The sequence below is a fragment of the Bacteroides uniformis genome (assembly GCF_025147485.1).
Classification (GTDB): domain Bacteria; phylum Bacteroidota; class Bacteroidia; order Bacteroidales; family Bacteroidaceae; genus Bacteroides; species Bacteroides uniformis.
This window is the reverse complement of the sequence record NZ_CP102263.1, coordinates 2780037-2798938: the sequence shown is the minus strand read 5'-3', so window position 1 is coordinate 2798938 and position 18902 is coordinate 2780037. Positions and strand designations below refer to the sequence as shown.

General features: G+C 49.6%; 15 protein-coding genes. 12 read left to right on the top strand and 3 right to left on the bottom strand.

Annotation, left to right across the window (positions count from 1 at the left end; translation table 11 throughout):
* Positions 1–13: 13 nt before the first annotated feature.
* Complete coding sequence (gene mfd, locus NQ510_RS10935) at positions 14–3403, bottom strand: transcription-repair coupling factor (protein ID WP_005826689.1); 3390 nt, start codon at positions 3401–3403, stop codon at positions 14–16.
* Positions 3404–4057: 654 nt separating this feature from the next.
* On the opposite strand from mfd, the gene NQ510_RS10930 reads away from it, so the two are divergent.
* From NQ510_RS10930 to NQ510_RS10900, 7 genes are all read left to right on the top strand, one after another.
* Positions 4058–4813: a polyprenol monophosphomannose synthase gene (locus tag NQ510_RS10930; protein WP_005826694.1), complete on the top strand. Its 756-nt coding sequence runs from the start codon at positions 4058–4060 to the stop codon at positions 4811–4813.
* Between the two features lie 44 nt (positions 4814–4857).
* Positions 4858–6204, top strand: coding sequence for a dihydroorotase (locus tag NQ510_RS10925; protein ID WP_005826696.1), 1347 nt, complete (start codon positions 4858–4860; stop codon positions 6202–6204).
* Positions 6205–6237: 33 nt separating this feature from the next.
* The gene (locus NQ510_RS10920; protein WP_005826699.1) at positions 6238–7152 is read left to right on the top strand and encodes a vitamin B12 dependent-methionine synthase activation domain-containing protein; all 915 of its coding nucleotides are present in this window, start codon (positions 6238–6240) and stop codon (positions 7150–7152) included.
* A 209-nt stretch (positions 7153–7361) separates the two neighbouring features.
* A complete protein-coding gene (locus tag NQ510_RS10915; protein ID WP_005826701.1) occupies positions 7362–7847 on the top strand; it encodes an RNA polymerase sigma factor in 486 nt (161 codons plus the stop codon).
* A gap of 4 nt (positions 7848–7851) precedes the next feature.
* On the top strand, positions 7852–8478 hold the full coding sequence (locus tag NQ510_RS10910) for a hypothetical protein (RefSeq protein WP_005826703.1): 627 nt from the start codon (positions 7852–7854) through the stop codon (positions 8476–8478).
* The gene (locus tag NQ510_RS10905) at positions 8466–9641 is read left to right on the top strand and encodes a metallophosphoesterase (RefSeq protein ID WP_005826704.1); all 1176 of its coding nucleotides are present in this window, start codon (positions 8466–8468) and stop codon (positions 9639–9641) included. Before NQ510_RS10910 ends, NQ510_RS10905 begins: the two co-directional genes overlap by 13 nt.
* 49 nt (positions 9642–9690) lie before the next feature.
* On the top strand, positions 9691–10449 hold the full coding sequence (locus NQ510_RS10900) for a lysophospholipid acyltransferase family protein (protein ID WP_005826706.1): 759 nt from the start codon (positions 9691–9693) through the stop codon (positions 10447–10449).
* Positions 10450–10532: 83 nt separating this feature from the next.
* Here the strand turns inward: NQ510_RS10900 and NQ510_RS10895 are convergent, their stop codons facing one another.
* Positions 10533–11282 (bottom strand): DUF4369 domain-containing protein, encoded by a 750-nt coding sequence (locus NQ510_RS10895; RefSeq protein ID WP_008663699.1) that lies wholly within the window; start codon positions 11280–11282, stop codon positions 10533–10535.
* 133 nt (positions 11283–11415) lie between these two features.
* Between NQ510_RS10895 and NQ510_RS10890 the strand changes: the two genes are divergently transcribed.
* The 5 genes from NQ510_RS10890 to NQ510_RS10870 all read left to right on the top strand — a co-directional run bounded on the left by NQ510_RS10890 (position 11416) and on the right by NQ510_RS10870 (position 17974).
* Positions 11416–12651 (top strand): anaerobic sulfatase-maturation protein, encoded by a 1236-nt coding sequence (locus tag NQ510_RS10890; RefSeq protein WP_005826708.1) that lies wholly within the window; start codon positions 11416–11418, stop codon positions 12649–12651.
* A 52-nt stretch (positions 12652–12703) separates the two neighbouring features.
* Positions 12704–14869 carry a S46 family peptidase gene (locus tag NQ510_RS10885; RefSeq protein ID WP_005826709.1) on the top strand — a complete coding sequence of 722 codons (2166 nt, stop codon included), beginning with the start codon at positions 12704–12706 and terminating at the stop codon, positions 14867–14869.
* A 139-nt stretch (positions 14870–15008) separates the two neighbouring features.
* Positions 15009–17168, top strand: a complete 2160-nt coding sequence (locus NQ510_RS10880) for a S46 family peptidase (RefSeq protein WP_005826710.1) — start codon at positions 15009–15011, stop codon at positions 17166–17168.
* Between the two features lie 71 nt (positions 17169–17239).
* The gene (gene trxA, locus NQ510_RS10875; RefSeq protein ID WP_005826711.1) at positions 17240–17536 is read left to right on the top strand and encodes a thioredoxin; all 297 of its coding nucleotides are present in this window, start codon (positions 17240–17242) and stop codon (positions 17534–17536) included.
* A 9-nt stretch (positions 17537–17545) separates the two neighbouring features.
* Positions 17546–17974, top strand: coding sequence for a thioredoxin family protein (locus NQ510_RS10870; RefSeq protein WP_005826712.1), 429 nt, complete (start codon positions 17546–17548; stop codon positions 17972–17974).
* Positions 17975–18047: 73 nt separating this feature from the next.
* Here NQ510_RS10870 and NQ510_RS10865 read toward each other — a convergent pair whose 3' ends face one another.
* Complete coding sequence (locus NQ510_RS10865; RefSeq protein WP_034525511.1) at positions 18048–18890, bottom strand: histidinol-phosphatase; 843 nt, start codon at positions 18888–18890, stop codon at positions 18048–18050.
* Positions 18891–18902: the final 12 nt, after the last annotated feature.

The window sequence follows — 18902 nt, the reverse complement described above, 5'->3', positions numbered from 1 at the left end:
GAGTGGCAACAGTTTACTCTTCCACCTGCATTGCCACTACCTCCTGCAACACACAGACAGCTTCTTCTACCGTCTTGACATCCTTCACCAACATACTCCGTTTGTTGTTCTGTTCGCGCAGGTCACAACGCCGGGTGTACTTCATCATGTAGGCAATGACCTTACCGAAAGCCTGGCTCTGATAGTACGGGCTGTCCGGATTGGAGACGAAGAACAGGGACATGCGCCCACCTTTCAGAAAGACTTTCTCCACGCCGAGGCGGGCAGCCAGGCGTCGCAAGGGAACGATGCGCAGCAGTTCTTCCGTTTCGGGAGGAATCGGGCCGAAGCGGTCTTCGAGGCGGGAACGGAAAGCATCCACATCCTTGTCGAGTGTCAATCCGTCCAACTCGCGATAGAGCAACATACGCTCGCTGCTGCCGGTCACGTAATCGGCAGGCAACAGAAGTTCGAGGTCACTTTCCACCTGGCATTCGTCGACAAACTGTTCTCCACTGATGACGCCTCCGTCTGCTTTCAGTTCTTCGGCATAAAGGTCGGCAAACTCGTCGGTCTTCAGTTCGTGCACAGCTTCGGAGAGAATCTTTTGATACGTCTCGTAGCCTAGGTCGGCAATGAAACCACTCTGTTCGGCACCGAGCATATTGCCTGCGCCACGGATGTCAAGGTCCTGCATGGCAATGTGGATGCCACTGCCCAGGTCGGAGAAGTTCTCGATGGCTTGCAGGCGTCGTTTTGCTTCGGGAGTAAGGGAGGACAAAGGCGGTGCCAGCAGGTAACAGAAAGCTTTTTTATTGCTCCGCCCCACACGTCCGCGCATCTGGTGCAAGTCACTGAGGCCGAAGTTCTGCGCCTGGTTGATGATAATGGTATTGGCATTGGGTATGTCGATGCCACTTTCGATGATGGTAGTGGCAAGCAGCACATCGTAATCGTAATTGACGAAATCAAAGATTATCTTCTCCAGTTCGGCAGGCTCCATCTGTCCGTGTCCGATACAGACACGGCAGTCGGGAATGTGCCGCTCTATCATGGCCTTCAACTCAACCAGATTGGAAATACGGTTATTCACGAAGAATACCTGCCCGTTACGGCTCATCTCAAAATTGACGGCGTCGGCAATGATTTCCTCGTTGAAGGTGTGCACTTCCGTCTGGATGGGATAGCGGTTAGGCGGCGGTGTCTGGATGACGCTCAAGTCGCGCGCACCCATCAGCGAAAACTGCAAGGTACGGGGAATGGGTGTAGCCGTCATGGTCAGCGTATCCACATTCACCTTCAATTGGCGGAGTTTCTCCTTGACGGAGACGCCGAACTTCTGCTCCTCATCAATAATCAACAAACCAAGGTCTTTGAACTTAACGTCTTTTCCCAGGATACGGTGGGTACCGATAAGAATATTCACTTCCCCTTCGGCAAGCCCTTTCACTACAGCCTTTGCCTGAACAGCGGTGCGGGCACGACTCAGATACTCCACCCGGCAAGGCAAGCCTTTCAAGCGCTCCTTGAAGGTCTGGAAATGCTGATAGGCAAGTACGGTAGTGGGCACCAGTACAGCCACCTGCTTATTGTCCGCCACAGCCTTGAAAGCGGCACGAACAGCCACCTCCGTCTTGCCGAAGCCCACGTCACCGCACACCAGGCGGTCCATCGGACGGGCACTCTCCATGTCGACCTTCACGTCGGAAGTAGCCTTGCTTTGGTCGGGGGTATCCTCATAGATGAAGGAGGCTTCCAACTCCCGTTGCAGGAAGCTGTCGGGACTGTATTGGAACCCCTTCTCCTCGCGGCGTTGCGAGTAGAGTTTTATCAAGTCGCGGGCAATATCCTTTATCTTCGTCTTGGTGCGGTCTTTCAGCTTCTCCCAGGCTCCGGTGCCGAGCTTGTTGAGGCGGGGCGCTTCACCCTCCTTTCCCTTGTACTTGGAAACCTTGTGCAGAGAGTGGATGGAGACAAACACCACATCTTCGTTCTGATAGACAATCTTCATCACCTCCTGCGTGGTGTCACCGTTGGGGATACGTACCAGTCCGGCAAAACGCCCCACACCGTGGTCGGTATGCACCACATAGTCGCCGGGGGTGAATTGGTTCAGCTCCTTCAGGCTCAAGGCCACCTTGCCGCTGCGTGCCTTGTCGCTCTTCAAGTTATACTTGTGAAAGCGGTCGAACAGCTGATGGTCGGTAAAAATACAGATACGTAAAGTGTCGTCGGCAAAGCCTTCGTGCAGCGTCCGTTCCACGGCGGTAAAGGATATGTTGTCTCCACGGTCCTCAAAGATGGCACGGATGCGGTCGGTCTGTTTCAGGCTGTCGCTGCATATGTAGATGGTGTAGTGACGGGAGAGGTATTCGCGGAAACTCTCTGCCACCATGTCGAAGTTTTTATGGAAGATAGGCTGTACCGTAGTATGGAACGAGACGGTAGCATCCGGCGTTCCGGTGGGCTTGTTGCCGAACTCCATCCGGCGGAAATCGAGGGCGCGCAGGGTGAACTCGCCACCATCAATCAGCTTGCCTTCCAGCGTGATGGCTCCATTCTCCTCCGACTCACGGGCGGCGATGGCCTGTGGGGTGAGCGATTCGTCGTGCACGGTCTGGATGCGTTCGCGCAACCAGAGAAAGTCGCGCATGGCAAGCAAGCTGTCCGACGGAAGGAAATCGAGGAACGACACCATGCCGCCGCTTCCCTTTTTTTCCAGGCTATGGCTCAAGTCGGGAACTATCACGATGCTTTCTTTCTTCTCTTTCGAGAGCTGTGTTTCCACCTCGAAGGTACGGACGCTTTCCACCTCATCGCCGAAAAAGTCTATACGGAAGGGATATTCGGAAGAGAAGGAAAAGACGTCGATAATACTGCCACGAACGGCATACTGCCCCGGCTCGTAGACGTAGTCCACATATTCGAAACCGTAACTGCGCAACACGTCCGTCACGAAGTTCATATCCACCCTCTCGCCTGCATGCAGTTTCAGTGTATTCTCTCCCAGTTCCTTACGAGAGACAACCTTTTCGGCCAGCGCATCCGAATAGGTCACCACGCAAAGCCCCTCTTCTCCTTTTTGCAGGCGACTCAGCACTTCTGTACGGAGTATTTCGTTTGCCGCATCCTTCTGCCCGTACTTGATGGCGCGGCGGAACGAAGAAGGAAAAAACAATACCTGCTCTGTCCCCAATATCTGCGTCAAATCATGATAGAAATAACCGGCTTCCTCCATATCGCCCAGAATGAAAACGAGCGGACAAGTAGCCCGCTGAACCAATACAGACGAAAACAAAGAAGCGGCAGAGGCATATAAACCTCCGCAATATAGGTGACGGACAGAGTTATCTTTCAGAAGCCTGCACACCCCCTCTACATTGGGATGGGAAGCATAAGATTGTTGCAGTTCAGTTATATTCATTGCTTTGCGCTTTTTCCCCCGATATTACCTCTCATAAGGTATCCTACCGAAATAAATTCGGTGCAAAAATACACAAATAATCTTTAGCTTTGACCTGTCGGCAACTATGTTCTCTGAAATAATCTTTCTGCTGTCAGCCTGCACATCCTTCACCTTTTTTCTGTATCGCCCTATTTATCGGGGAAGGCAATGAAACTTCTTTTCCTCCAATTATGAATAACACAGCCTGCACAATCCCTATTCAGGAGTTATGTTACACAAAGTTTATCCCCAGCCCGCGGACATGTATCCCAGGGTTTGGTCTGTCTATCCCAAGGCTTGGGATAGACAGACCAAGACTGAAGAGCACTTTTTTCTCCCTATATCTACCCACTTTATCCTTTATACTTCGAAAGTTTTTCTTTAATAGTTTGAATGTTTTCTGTTAATGATTGAAACGGGAATAGCTAAAGATTGAGGCTAAAGTTCAAAGTCAAGCATACGGTTCTTTGATTTAACCTGCATTCCTTATAGTCAGGAGTTAGAAGGAGCTACATAAATGAAAGAGTCGTGGTGCCAGAACTTTGCAAAATCAAGATTTGTGTGAAAATGCTGCCAGATAAAAAAGAAATGTATTACATTTGTTCCCAGTTATAACCCCCATTACCTATAAGTATGCAAACATCAGACAGCATTGTCATCATCCCCACCTACAATGAACGGGAGAATATAGAAAATATCATCCGTGCCGTTTTTGCTCTGAAACATGGTTTTCACATCCTTGTCATTGAAGACGGTTCGCCCGACGGAACGGCTGCCATTGTAAAGACCTTGCAGCAGGAGTTTCCTGAACGCCTCTTCATGGTGGAGCGCAAAGGAAAGCTGGGATTGGGAACAGCCTATATAGCCGGCTTTAAGTGGGCATTGCAACGAGGTTATGAGTATATCTTCGAAATGGATGCCGACTTCAGCCACAATCCCCAAGACCTGCCGCGACTCTACCGCGCCTGCTCCGAAGAGGGTGCCGATGTAGCCATCGGTTCACGTTATGTGAGTGGTGTGAACGTAGTGAACTGGCCCATGGGACGTGTACTGATGTCTTATTTTGCCTCCAAGTATGTGCGCTTCATCACCGGGCTGCCCATCCACGACACTACAGCCGGATTTGTATGTTACCGCCGCCGGGTATTGGAGACCATCAATCTGGACGGTATCCGCTTCAAAGGATACGCCTTCCAGATAGAAATGAAATTCACCGCCTACAAATGTGGCTTCAAGGTAAAGGAAGTGCCTGTCATCTTCATCAATCGCGAACTGGGCACCTCCAAAATGAACAGTAGTATTTTTGGTGAAGCCGTATTCGGAGTGATTCGGTTGAAATGGAACAGTTGGTTCCATAAATATCCTACCGTAGATAAGGAGATGAAGTGATGGGTGATAGAGTGATAGGGGTTTACTACAAATATTAGGAAGATATGAAAAGAACATTGATACATAACGCTACGATTGTCAACGAAGGACAATCCGTGAAAGGTTCCGTAGTGATAGAAGACGGGCGCATTGCAGAGGTACTGACCAACTGGAAACCGCTCTCCGCCCCTTGTGACGAGACCATAGATGCCACCGGATGCTATCTGTTGCCTGGCATCATCGACGACCATGTACATTTTCGCGATCCCGGGCTGACCCACAAAGCGGACATCCTCACCGAAAGCCGTGCGGCTGCCGCAGGTGGTGTGACCTCCATCATGGATATGCCCAATACAAATCCGGTGACCACTACGCTGGATGCCTTGAACGCCAAACTTGATTTGCTGAACGAGAAGTGTATCGTAAACCATTCCTGCTACTTCGGCGCAACAAACGACAATTACAGCGAATTCGGCAAGCTGGACAAGCACCGCGTCTGCGGTATCAAGCTATTCATGGGCTCCAGTACCGGAAACATGCTGGTAGACAAGATGAACAGCCTGCTGAACATCTTCAACGGTACAGACATGCTGATTGCCGCCCACTGCGAAGACCAGGAAACCATCAAGAACAATATTGCCAAGTATAAGGAAATGTTTGCCGGAGAGAATGATATTCCCATAGGCAAGCATCCCTACATCCGCTCCTCGGCAGCATGCTGTGCATCTTCTGAGCTGGCAGTACGGCTGGCAAGGATTGCCGGTGCACGGCTGCATATTCTGCATGTGTCCACAGCCAAGGAACTGCAACTGTTCAATGACTATTCACTTTCCGAGAAGCATATCACCGCCGAAGCATGCGTTGCCCATCTCCTCTTCACGCTCAGTGACTATCGCACGTTGGGCACACGTATCAAGTGCAATCCTGCCATTAAGAAGCAAGCCGACCGCGATGCCCTGCGTGCAGCCGTCAACTCCGGCCTGATAGACGTTATAGCCACCGACCATGCGCCCCATCTGCTCTCCGAAAAAGAAGGAGGTGCCTTGAAGGCCATGTCCGGCATGCCGATGATACAGTTTTCGCTTGTCAGCATGCTGCAACTGGTAGATGAGGGAATATTCACACTCGAGACCATCGTTGAAAAAATGTGCCATGCTCCCGCACAAATTTACCGCATCAACGAGCGCGGCTATATCCGTGAAGGTTACCGGGCAGACCTTGTGCTGGTACGCCCCGATACCCCGTGGGAAGTGACAGCCGACAAAGTTTTGAGCAAATGCGGCTGGAGCCCATTGGAAGGACATACCTTCAACTGGAAAGTGGAAAGGACTTTTGCCAACGGACATCCCGTTTATAGCGACGGCATGGTGGACGATGCTTATCGTGGCGAGGAACTGAGATTTGGAGAGTGAAGGCTAGGGATTAAGGATTAGGGATGAAATGGGATGAAAAGGACAATATTGGCACTGGGGCATGAATTGCTTTCGTATCGGATTCATGAAGTAACCCCTTACATCAACTGGATTTATTTCTTCCATGCCTGGGGCTTCCAGCCTCGCTTTGCAGCTATCGCAAACATCCATGGCTGCGATTCTTGCCGTGCACTTTGGCTGACGACCTTTCCCGAAGAGGAACGCACCAAGGCTTCCGAAGCCATGCAGCTCTTCAAGGAGGCCAATAGAATGCTCGACCGACTGGACGAAACAATCTCCATCCATTGCATCTTCAGGCTTTGCCAGGCAAATGCAGACGGAGATAACCTCTTGATAGAAGGAACAACCTTCCCACTGCTCCGCCAGCAGACACCCCAACCCGATGGCGGTCCATTTCTCTGTCTGAGCGATTTTGTACGTCCCCTCTCTTCAGGCACGCCCGACATCGTAGGACTTTTCGCCTCCACCATCAGTGAAGAGGCCGAAGAGACTTATAAAAGCGACCCTTACAAACATCTCCTTGTACAGACTCTGAACGACCGCCTTGCCGAAGCCGCCACAGAAAAGATGCACGAATATGTCCGCAAGGAGGCTTGGGGGTATGCCCCCGACGAATCCTTGTCCATTCCGGATCTGCTGGTCGAGAAATACCAAGGCATCCGCCCCGCTGTGGGATACCCCTCCCTACCCGACCAATCCGTGAATTTCCTGCTGGACGAACTGCTCGGCATGAAGCAGATAGGCATCACGCTGACTGAACATGGAGCCATGCACCCTCACTCCTCCGTCTGCGGCATGATGCTGGCACATCCCGCATCCCGATACTTTTCAGTGGGCAAGATTGGAGAAGACCAGCTGGACGACTACGCCCGCCGCCGGGGAATGCCAATAGGGGATATGCGGAAGTTTTTAGCCACTACAATATGAATAATGTGCTAATGTGCCTATATGCTAATGTGCCAATTGGCTGCGCTATATGTATATTGTGCTACCATGCCGCAGGTCATTGGCACATTAGCATATAGGCACATTAGCATATAGGCACATTAACACATTAAAATAATCCTTTTTGAACTGTGATTTATCGCCACACAATGCGACTAACAGTGCAAAAGCAATTCGAAAGAAGCTAAAAGATGGAAAATGCAGAACAAGAGTTTGTATCCGTGGTACGGGAGTATGAGCGCGTGATATATAAGGTGTGCTATCTGTACACCACGCCCAATGCTACCCTCAACGACCTGTATCAGGAAGTGGTGCTCAACTTATGGAAAGCATTTCCCAAGTTCCGGCGGGAGTGTAAGATTTCCACATGGATTTACCGCATCGCACTGAACACGTGCATCAGCTTTATCCGCAAAGAAAAGAACATCCCCGAAATCGTCACCCTCACCCAGGAAGCCGACCGGACTGAAGAAACCGACGAGACACAAGCCATGCTACGGCAGCTCTACCGGATGATAAACCGACTGGGACAATTGGAAAAGTCCATCATACTGCTCTATCTGGAAGAGAAAAGCTACGAAGAAATTGCCGAAATCACCGGGCTGACCTTGACAAACGTTGCCACCAAACTCAGCCGCATCAAGGACAAATTGAAAAAAATGAATAAGGAGGAATAAATATATGGAACTGGATGAACTGAAGAAATCATGGAACGCACTGAATGAACAGTTGCAGAAAGAACCGATTGCTGACGAACAGCAGATTACCGAACTGATTGCCGGCTACAAGGCCAATACCCGCAAAAGTCTGGGACGACTCGTAGTCATACAGCGTTTCTCTATCGGAATGGGAGCGGTAGGTCTGGCAGCCCTTCTGCTTATATGGCTGTTGCTGCCCACCTTCGGCTTCAATGAGCAGCTGCAAGGCAAGATTGTCGCTTTACTGGGATTCATCGCTATAAGCATCCTCATAGGCATGTGGTGGGACTGGAAAACATACCGCTGGAACAAGGACACGCGTATTGATGAAATGGGGGTTGCCGAAGTCAGTCGCCGTATGACCACCTTCCGCCAATGGACCAGATATGAAGTGATGGGCATCTCCATTTGGATTATCCTTTTCAATATCCTCAACTATTGGGTGATGGAATATCATCTGGCACCAGCCAGCGTACAAGCCCTACTGATTACCCTTTTCGTAGTATTTGACGCGCTAATTATCTATATTCTCTACAAAAAAGTGATTTACAAACATCTGGACAATATTAAAAAGAACATTGAAGAATTGAAAGATATATGCACCGAGTAACTCTTGTTTTCATCCTTTTCCTTCTCATCCCCGACCTTTACATTTACTTGGTTTATGTAGTAAGAAAAACCAGAAAGGCAGTCCTTCACTGCCTTTATTGGCTTCCCACCTTGCTATTAGCGGCAGGCTATGTTTACTTCATATTCCTTACGGGCGACAATGCGATGTCAAACCATACGCAGGCCATAGGCAGACTGGCAATTACCATCATGCTGTTTGTCTTTCCAAAAACCATATTCATGCTTTGCTCGCTGGTGGGAGTACTGGCGCACTTCATCATCCGTCGTTGTCCCCGCAGCCCGTTCACCGCTATAGGACTGGTTTTGGCTGTCGTCAGCTTCTTCAATATCCTTTACGGTACCCTGGCAGGCATCACCCGTTTCGATACAAAAGAAGTGGAATACCGTTCTGCCAATATTCCGGAAGGTTTCGACGGCTACCGCATCGTGCAAATATCGGACATACACATCGGCAGTTGGCAAGGCAATCCGGAACCCATCAAACAGTTGGTCGATTTAGTCAACGGACAGAAGCCGGACCTGATTGTCTTCACCGGTGACCTCGTGAACCAGCAGAGCCACGAACTGGATGGTTTCCAAGAAATACTCTCCCAACTATATGCACCGGACGGAGTATACTCCATCCTCGGCAACCATGACTATGGCTCATACTATCACTGGCAAAGCCCGAAAGCAGAAATCGCCAATCTGGACTATTTAATCCGGCAGCAGAAAGCAATGGGATGGAAACTGCTGAACAATGAGCATGACATCCTTCATCACAAAGGTGACAGCATAGCCCTCATCGGTGTGGAAAACGACGGGGAGCCTCCTTTCTCCCAATTTGCAGACTTGCCGCAAGCCATGCAGGGCACGGAGGGAATGTTCCAAATATTGCTCAGCCATAACCCTACCCACTGGAGGCGCGAGGTACTGCCCCAATCGGATATTTCACTGATGCTTGCAGGACACACCCACGCCATGCAAGGCATCTTGTTCGGACATTCCCTTGCCGAACTTATCTATCCGGAATGGAGAGGAATGTACTACGAAGGCAAGAGGGCTTTGTACGTAAATATTGGCATCGGCTATGTAGGACTGCCGTTCCGGTTCGGGGCATGGCCGGAAATTACAGTACTAAAATTAGTAAGAGAGAAAGAGTGACGAAATAAGAAAAAGGTATATCTTTGTAGCAATAAAAAATCCGACACCTATGAAGATACTTTATATTATTTATCAGGTTTGCTTTGCGTTGCCCATTTTATTGGTACTGACTATCCTTACAGCATTGGTCACCATCATCGGTTCGCTGATAGGAGGAGCGCATATCTGGGGTTACTATCCCGGTAAAATCTGGTCACAGCTCATCTGCTATATACTGCTTATTCCGGTGGAGGTACATGGAAGGGAGAAAATACACAAACGTACTTCCTACGTGTTTGTGCCCAATCACCAAGGTGCCTTCGACATATTCTTGATATACGGATTCCTGGGACGGAACTTCAAATGGATGATGAAGAAGAGCCTGCGCAAAATCCCGTTTGTCGGCAAGGCATGCGAGAGCGCAGGACATATCTTCGTCGACCGTTCCAGCCCCAAGAAGGTGCTTGCCACCATGCGGCAGGCAGAATCATCTTTGAAAGACGGCGTGTCACTGGTAGTATTTCCCGAAGGGGCACGTACCTTCACGGGACACATGGGGTACTTCAAGAGAGGTGCTTTCCAGTTGGCAGATGAACTGCAACTGGAAGTGGTGCCCGTCACTATAGACGGCTCGTTCGAGATTCTTCCACGCACCGGAAAGTGGATACACCGCCACCGGATGATACTGACCATCCATGAACCTATTCCTCCCAAAGGGAAAGGGGCAGAAAACATCAAGGCAAGCATGAACGAGGCTTATGCGGCGGTGGAGAGTGCATTGCCGGAAAAGTATAAAGGGATGGTGAAGAACGAAGACCAGGACAGATAAAGACATAATGACAAACGGGAATGCCTGAATATCTTGATAGGATATTCAGGCATTTCCGTTTGTCATTATCAACTCATTCCTGTTTATTTCTGTCCTCCTACAGAAGCATTTTGCTTCATGCGCTTCTGCTCTTCAATCAGCTGCATGTTCTCCTTCGCCTTTGTAAGGAAATCCTTCACCAAAGTATTCTCTTTAAAAGACAAGGGAGCAGTTCTCATGATGTCCTCAATCTGCGGAGTCATCACCGGATAGGGCAGTGTGCTGCACATCATCATGAATACACTGGGGCCCAGCACATTCTCAAAGTTATCTACAATGAACTGCCGGACGTAGTCGTTCATCTCCTTCACAAGTGCTTCGCCTTCCTTTGCCAACTGCCCATGCACGTCATCCAGATTGGCACCGTCCAGCACCATACGCGCCTCTTTCCGTTCCAGCTCCTCTATCTTCACTTCCAGGGAATTGCGCTTGTCTATGAACTCGTACAGTTTGTCATTCAAAGGAGTCCCTTTGGCAATCAACTGAGTATTGGAGATGGAAACCACGATTTTGCCGTCTTCCAGCACCAAAGGCATAATGCCCTCGTGGTCCATATAAAGAGTCACCATCATCACGGAATCGGCCCGGCCTTTCATCTTGAAATGCCCATGGATAACCTCTGCCGAGTCGACGTTCACCCATTGCCCGTCCCGAAGCGTCTTGAGGAACAACATCTTTCCGTCAAGGCTGGTTACCGAGGAACTGCCCTCTATCTTATACTTGCGGTTGCAAGAAGTAAAGAGCACAAGCAGGAGCAAAAAGGGTAAAATGCGGTTCACACTCATTCTAATCATGCAAGAAACGATTTTTGAATTACACCCAGCAAAGGTATTAATATTCCTTATAAACCGAATAGAAAGAAAGGATTTTTCATTCGGTTTACGTATTTTTGCACAATTATAAATCATAAAAATAGAGAAAATATACATGTCAACCTATGCACCTTTTGCCAAACCGCTCTATGTAATGCTGAAACCGGTAGGTGCGGTATGCAATCTGGCATGCGATTATTGCTATTATCTGGAGAAATCCAAACTATATAGAGACAACCCCAAGCATGTGATGAGCGAGGAACTGCTGGAAAAGTTCATCGAGGAGTACATCAACTCGCAGACCATGCCCCAGGTTCTGTTCACCTGGCATGGCGGAGAGACGCTGATGCGTCCGCTCTCTTTCTACAAACGTGCCATGGAGCTGCAAAAGAAATATGCCAACGGACGCACCATAGACAACTGCATACAGACCAACGGCACGTTGCTGACCGATGAATGGTGCCGGTTTTTCAAAGAAAACAACTGGCTGGTGGGTGTCTCCATAGACGGGCCTCAGGAGTTCCATGACGAATACCGGAAGAACAAGCAGGGCAAGCCCTCTTTCGTCAAGGTGATGCAGGGCATCAACCTGCTGAAAAAGCACGGTGTGGAATGGAACGGAATGGCAGTGGTCAATGACTACAACGCCGACTATCCGCTGGACTTCTATAATTTCTTCAAGGAGATAGGATGCCATTACATCCAGTTTGCCCCCATCGTGGAGCGCATTGCCCCTCATGGGGACGGACGCCATCTTGCCTCCCTGGCAGACAAGGAAAAGAGCACGCAGCTGGCAGACTTTTCCGTCACGCCGGAACAATGGGGAGACTTCCTATGCGCCTTGTTCGACGAATGGGTAAAGCAGGACGTGGGTACTTACTACATACAGTTATTCGACTCTACCCTTGCCAACTGGATAGGCGAACAACCGGGTGTATGTTCCATGGCAAAGACTTGCGGCCATGCAGGCGTCATGGAGTTCAACGGAGACGTATATGCGTGCGACCATTTTGTTTTCCCCGAATATAAACTGGGCAACATCCATCAGAATACACTGGTGGAGATGATGTACGGAGAACGGCAACAAGCCTTCGGACTGATGAAGCAACAATCTCTCCCCACCCAATGCAGGGAGTGCGAATGGCTGTTTGCCTGCAACGGCGAATGTCCAAAGAACCGTTTTGCACGTACAGCCGACGGAGAGCCGGGACTGAATTACCTTTGTGCAGGATATCATAAGTTCTTCAGTCACGCAGCCCCATACATGGACTTTATGAAGAACGAACTGATGAACCGGCGTCCGCCTGCAAACATTATGGAAGCAATAAGAAACAATGCCATAAAGCCATAAGCCCACAAGCGATGACAATGAAATTCAAAGACATTACTTAATAATTGATTATATGAAGATTACATTTAAGAAAGGTTTGCTTGCGGCCATTGCCGCACTGACAGTCTGCTCTGCGCGTGCAGACGAAGGAATGTGGTTGTTGCAACTGATGAAGCAGCAGAACTCCATCGACATGATGAAAAAGCAAGGACTGAAGCTGGAGGCTGACGACCTTTATAATCCCAACGGCGTGTCACTGAAAGATGCTGTAGGTATCTTTGGCGGTGGCTGTACCGGCGAAATCATCTCTCCGGAAGGACTGATTCTGACCAATCACCATTGCGGATACGGTGCCATACAGCAGCACAGCAGCGTGGAACACGATTATCTGACAGATGGTTTCTGGGCCATGAACCGCAGTGAAGAACTGCCCACCCCGGGATTGAAATTCCGTTTCGTGCACCGCATTGTAGACATCACCGACCTTGTCAACGCTAAAATAAAGGCAGGCGAAGTGACGGAAATCGATGCACTGACTTCCCCGTTCCTCAACAAACTGGCAAAAGAGGAACTGGAGAAGAGCGATTTGAAGGGTAAACCGGGCATTGAAGTGCGCGCACTCCCCTTCTATGCAGGAAACAAATTCTATATGTTCTATTATAAGGTATACAGCGACGTGCGTATGGTTGCCGCTCCTCCCTCCTCGGTAGGTAAGTTTGGCGGTGAGACCGACAACTGGATGTGGCCGCGCCACACGGGCGACTTCTCCATGTTCCGTATCTATGCCGATGCCAACGGAGAGCCGGCTGAATACAGTGAAAGCAACGTACCCCTGAAAACCCCGAAGTTCCTGCCCATCTCCATCAAAGGTCTGAACGAAGGTGACTACGCCATGATTATGGGCTTCCCCGGCAGCACAGAACGTTACCTCACCCAGAGCGAAGTGAAGCAACGCATGAACGCCGTGAATCAGGCAATGATTGATATGCGCGGCGTACGCCTCGAAGTGCTGCGCAAGTATATGGATGCCAGTGACAAGACCCGCATCCAGTATGCCAGCAAGTTTGCCGGAAGCAGTAACTACTGGAAGAACTCCATCGGTATGAACAAGGCAATCATCGACAATGACGTGTTGGGCGCCAAAGCCGAAATCGAGAAAAAGTATGCCGCCTTTGCCCAAGGAAAACCCGAATACGAGGGTGTGGTAGAGAAAATTGATGCCATCATCGAGAAAAGCACCCCCACGCTGCGCCAGCTCTACTATACCAACGAAGCATTGCGCGGTGCTATCGAATTCGGCAGTACCTACCTTATCATGGATAACATAAAGAAAGCGCTCGAAGAGAAGAACGACTCATTGCTGCAAGCTTCGAAGAAGCAGTTGGAAAATGCATACGATGGTATCCACAATAAAGACTACGACCACGAAGTGGACCGCGCCGTAGCCAAAGCCATCCTGCCCGCCCTTGCCAAGGCACTGAACGCCGACGAGCTGCCCTCCTTCTACCAAACCATCAACGGAGAGTTCAAGGGCGACTACAACACATACGTAGACAACATTTACGACAACTCCATCCTCTCCAACCGCAAGAACCTGGATAAATTCCTGGCAAAGCCCACCGTGAAAGCCATCGAGAAAGACCCTGCTACGGCTTACTCGCGCTCCAAGAACGAAAAGCTGCAGGAACTCGGAAAGCAATACATGGAACTGGAAAGCGGAATGGAACTGCTCCACAAGGCCTACATCCGTGGCTTGGGTGAAATGAAACAGCCCGTCCCCTCCTATCCGGATGCCAACTTCACCATGCGTCTGACCTATGGTAATGTAAAATCATACAGCCCACGCGATGCCGTACACTACGACTACTATACCACTACCGACGGTATCCTTGAAAAAGAGAATCCCGAAGACCGTGAATTCGTGGTACCCGCCAAGCTGAAAGAACTGATTCAAAAGAAAGACTTCGGACGCTACGCCATGGCAGACGGCACCATGCCGGTTTGCTTCCTCACGACGAACGACATCACCGGCGGTAACTCCGGCAGCCCCGTCATCAATGGCGAAGGACAGCTCATCGGTACTGCTTTCGACGGCAACTGGGAATCTCTGAGCGGTGACATCAACTTCAACAATGACCTGCAGCGTTGCATTGCACTGGATATACGCTACGTGCTCTTCATCCTCGACAAACTGGGCAATTGCAGTCATCTGATAAAAGAAATGAACATTATAGAATAAATTAAAGCCTCTGAGAGATTACCTCCCATACTGAATGGCATTCAGTCGTATAGTGAATGCCATTCAGTCGTATACTTAACCCTATTCAGTCGTATACTGAATAGCCCCCCTCTCAGATGCTCTTCTAACGCACATCACCATGAAAAGAATCCTATTATCATTATTCATTACATCTTCTGTCCTTGCCGCACACGCCGACGAAGGTATGTGGATGCTCACCGACCTGCAAAAGCAGAACGAAGTAGCCATGACGGAACTCGGACTGCTCATCCCCACCAACCAAATCTACAATCCCGACGGCATTGCCCTGAAGGATGCCGTGGTGCATTTCGGCGGTGGCTGTACCGGCGAAGTCATCTCTGCCGAAGGCCTGGTACTGACCAACCACCACTGCGGCTATGGCGCCATACAACAACACAGCTCGGTGGAACACGACTACCTGACCGACGGTTTCTGGGCTATGTCCCGCGAAGAGGAGCTTCCCTGCAAGGGACTCACCGTCACCTACATCGACCGGATACTGGACGTGACAGACTACGTAAACGAACAACTGAAAACCGACGACGACCCGAACGGCACCAATTATCTGTCTCCCAAATACCTGAAAACAGTAGCCGACCGCTTCGCCAAGTCCGAAGGCATCGCCCTGACACCCGGCCGCAAACTGGAACTGAAAGCCTTCTACGGTGGAAACAGATACTATCTGTTCGTAAAGACCACCTATAGCGACATCCGCATGGTAGGCGCTCCCCCCTCCTCCATCGGCAAGTTCGGTGCAGACACCGACAACTGGATGTGGCCCCGCCACACGGGAGATTTCTCCATGTTCCGCATTTATGCCGACAAAGACGGGAAACCCGCCGCTTACAGCAAAGACAACGTTCCCCTAAAAGTGAAGAAACATCTCACCATCAGCCTTGACGGCTATCGCAAGGGCGACTTTACCTTCGTCATGGGATTCCCCGGACGCAACTGGCGCTACATGATTTCCGACGAGGTGGAAGAGCGTATGCAAACCACCAACTTCATGCGCCACCACGTGCGCGATGTCCGCCAGAAAGCTCTGATGAAACAAATGTTGCAAGACGATGCCGTACGCATCCACTATGCCAGCAAGTATGCATCTTCTGCCAACTACTGGAAAAATGCCATCGGTATGAACGAAGGTCTCGTCCGTCTGAAAGTATTGGACACTAAACGTGCACAGCAAGAGGCACTCCTGGCACGCGGACGCTCGCTGAACGACAATAGCTATCAGCAAGCATTCGACCAGATACGCGCCATCGTAAAGCAACGCCGTCCAGCCCTCTACCACCAGCAAGCCATTCAGGAAGCACTGGTGACGGGACTCGATTTCATGCGTATCCCCAGCACCGCAGGACTGGTATCTGCCTTGAAGAACAAGGACAAAAAACAGATTGCAGCAGCTAAAGACAGCCTTCAGAAGGCAGCCGACCGCTACTTTGCCTCTGTCCCCTTCCCCGAAGTGGAACGTATTGTTGGCAAGGAAATGCTGAAAATCTACATGAAGTATATCCCTGCCGAACAACGCATCGGTATTTTCCAAATCATAGACAAGCGTTTCAAGGGCAACAGCGACGCTTTCATCGACGCCTGCTTTGAACATTCCATCTTCGGCAACAAGGAGAACTTTGCCAAGTTCATCCGCAAGCCCAGCCTCTACAAGATTAATACAGACTGGATGGTCTTGCTGAAATATTCCATCACGGACGGCCTGCTTCAGACCTCCATTGCCATGATGGATGCCAATAAAAACTACAATGCCGCCCACAAGGTATGGGTAAAGGGCATGATGGACATGAAACTTGCCAATGGTCAGCCCATCTATCCGGATGCCAACTCCACCTTGCGCCTGACCTACGGTCAAGTACTCCCCTACGCTCCGGCAGACGGTGTGAAATATGATTACTACACCACTCTGAAAGGAGCTATGGAAAAGGAAGATCCCGACAATTGGGAGTTTGTAGTCCCCACCAAACTGAAACAGCTGTATCAGGCAAAGGATTTCGGACGTTATGCCATGCCGAACGGCGAAATGCCCATCTGCTTCATTGTCAACACAGACAATACCGGTGGAAACTCCGGCAGCCCAGTGTTCAATGCCAAAGGAGAACTGATAGGTACCGGCTTTGACCGCAATTACGAAGGTCTGACTGGCGACATTGCCTTCCGTCCGTCCTCCCAACGAGCAGCATGTGTAGACATCCGCTACACCTTGTTCATCATCGACAAATACGCGGGAGCTTCGCATCTCATTGAAGAGATGACAATTAAATAATGATTTAGCGAACAAATCCTCCTCCTATTTTGTTATCATTACAAATAAATAAAAACAGAAAGGAAAAAATTATGGAAAAGTTTGAAGAATTGATACAATCAGAAAAGCCCGTTTTAGTTGATTTCTTTGCAACCTGGTGTGGCCCGTGCAAGGCGATGCATCCGGTACTGGAAGAACTCAAAAACGAAATAGGAGATGCTGCCCGTATCGCCAAAATAGATGTAGACCAGCACGAAGAACTTGCTGCCCGCTACCGTATACAAGCAGTACCGACATTTATCGTATTTAAGAAAGGCGAAGCCGTATGGCGCCACTCGGGTGTCATCAGCGGTAAGGATTTGAAAGCCGTTATAGAACAAAACTCTTAACAAGAAGAAATGAAGAAGATTATAGCAATGGTTGCCCTCGTGTTTTCCTGCATGCTGGCCTATGCTCAAACAAACGGAGAAGTTATCGTCATGAACAAAGCCATGTTCATCAAGGATGTGTTCGACTATGAGAAATCCCAGGACTGGAAATACAAGGGAAACAAGCCTGCCATCATAGACTTATATGCCGACTGGTGCGGACCTTGCCGCATGGTGGCTCCCATTATGAAGGAACTGGCCAAAGAGTATGCCGATAAAATCGTTGTCTACAAAGTCAATGTGGATAAGGAAAAGGAACTGGCAGCGTTGTTCAATGCAACAAGCATCCCTCTTTTTGTATTCATCCCTATGAATGGAGAGCCTCAGCTCTTCCGCGGAGCAGCCGATAAGGCTACCTACAAAAAGGCGATTGACGACTTTTTACTGAAAACAGAATAGTTCATAATAGAAAGAAAAAACTCCTGACTACCTTTACAAAAAGGCAAGTCAGGAGTTTTTGTATCCTATTCACTCAAAACACGATAGGCATCTCTTTCCATTCTCCTCCGTGTAGTTCCATCACCGATTCATATCCAGCTTTCCTCAAGGCACACAAAGCTTCGGGACGTCCGTTGCTTATCCGTTCCGGATAGTGTGAATCACTGTTTACCTGCACACGTACACCCAAATCATGCAGGTAGGAGAAATACCGCTCATTGGGGTAAAAAGTACCCAGGTCATGATAGGCTTTGGTATTGACCTCTACCTGATAGCCGCGACGGGCAATATCTGCGAAATACGCCCTAACCAGCTCATCATACCAAGGCTCGTCCAGCAATCCCGGGCGATAGCATGCTGCATTGTAGTGCATCTTATCGGCATGGCCCACAATATCAAAACCACCCAGCTCGAGCATCCTCGTCAACCTACCATAATAGAGACGGACCACATGCTCCAAGTCACCGCAGAAATGTCCGTCTACAATGGTCTTAAAGGTATCCGCAGGTACATCTACATCCACCACTTCCCCTTTGTCATTGTAGAGAAGATGTACAGAACCAATACGGTAGTCCAACGGCAACTCCCTGAAACGGGCGATGGACGGATTACTCGCTTCATTCAGATAATCAATCTCCAGACCGATATACAGTTCGATACGTCCGGCATACTTCTCCTTCAGACGATGGAATTCAGATAGATAGTCGTCCATGATATCCCACTCCATAGTCCATGCCGTAGAAAAAGGCAATGGAGCATGCGATGAAAAGCCATAAGATGTAAAACCTTCACTCAATGCAAAACGCACAAAGTCCTCCATGCCGGCACGCCCGTCACAATAAAGGCTATGGCTATGATAATTCGTCAGATTTCCCACTTTCTCAGTTCT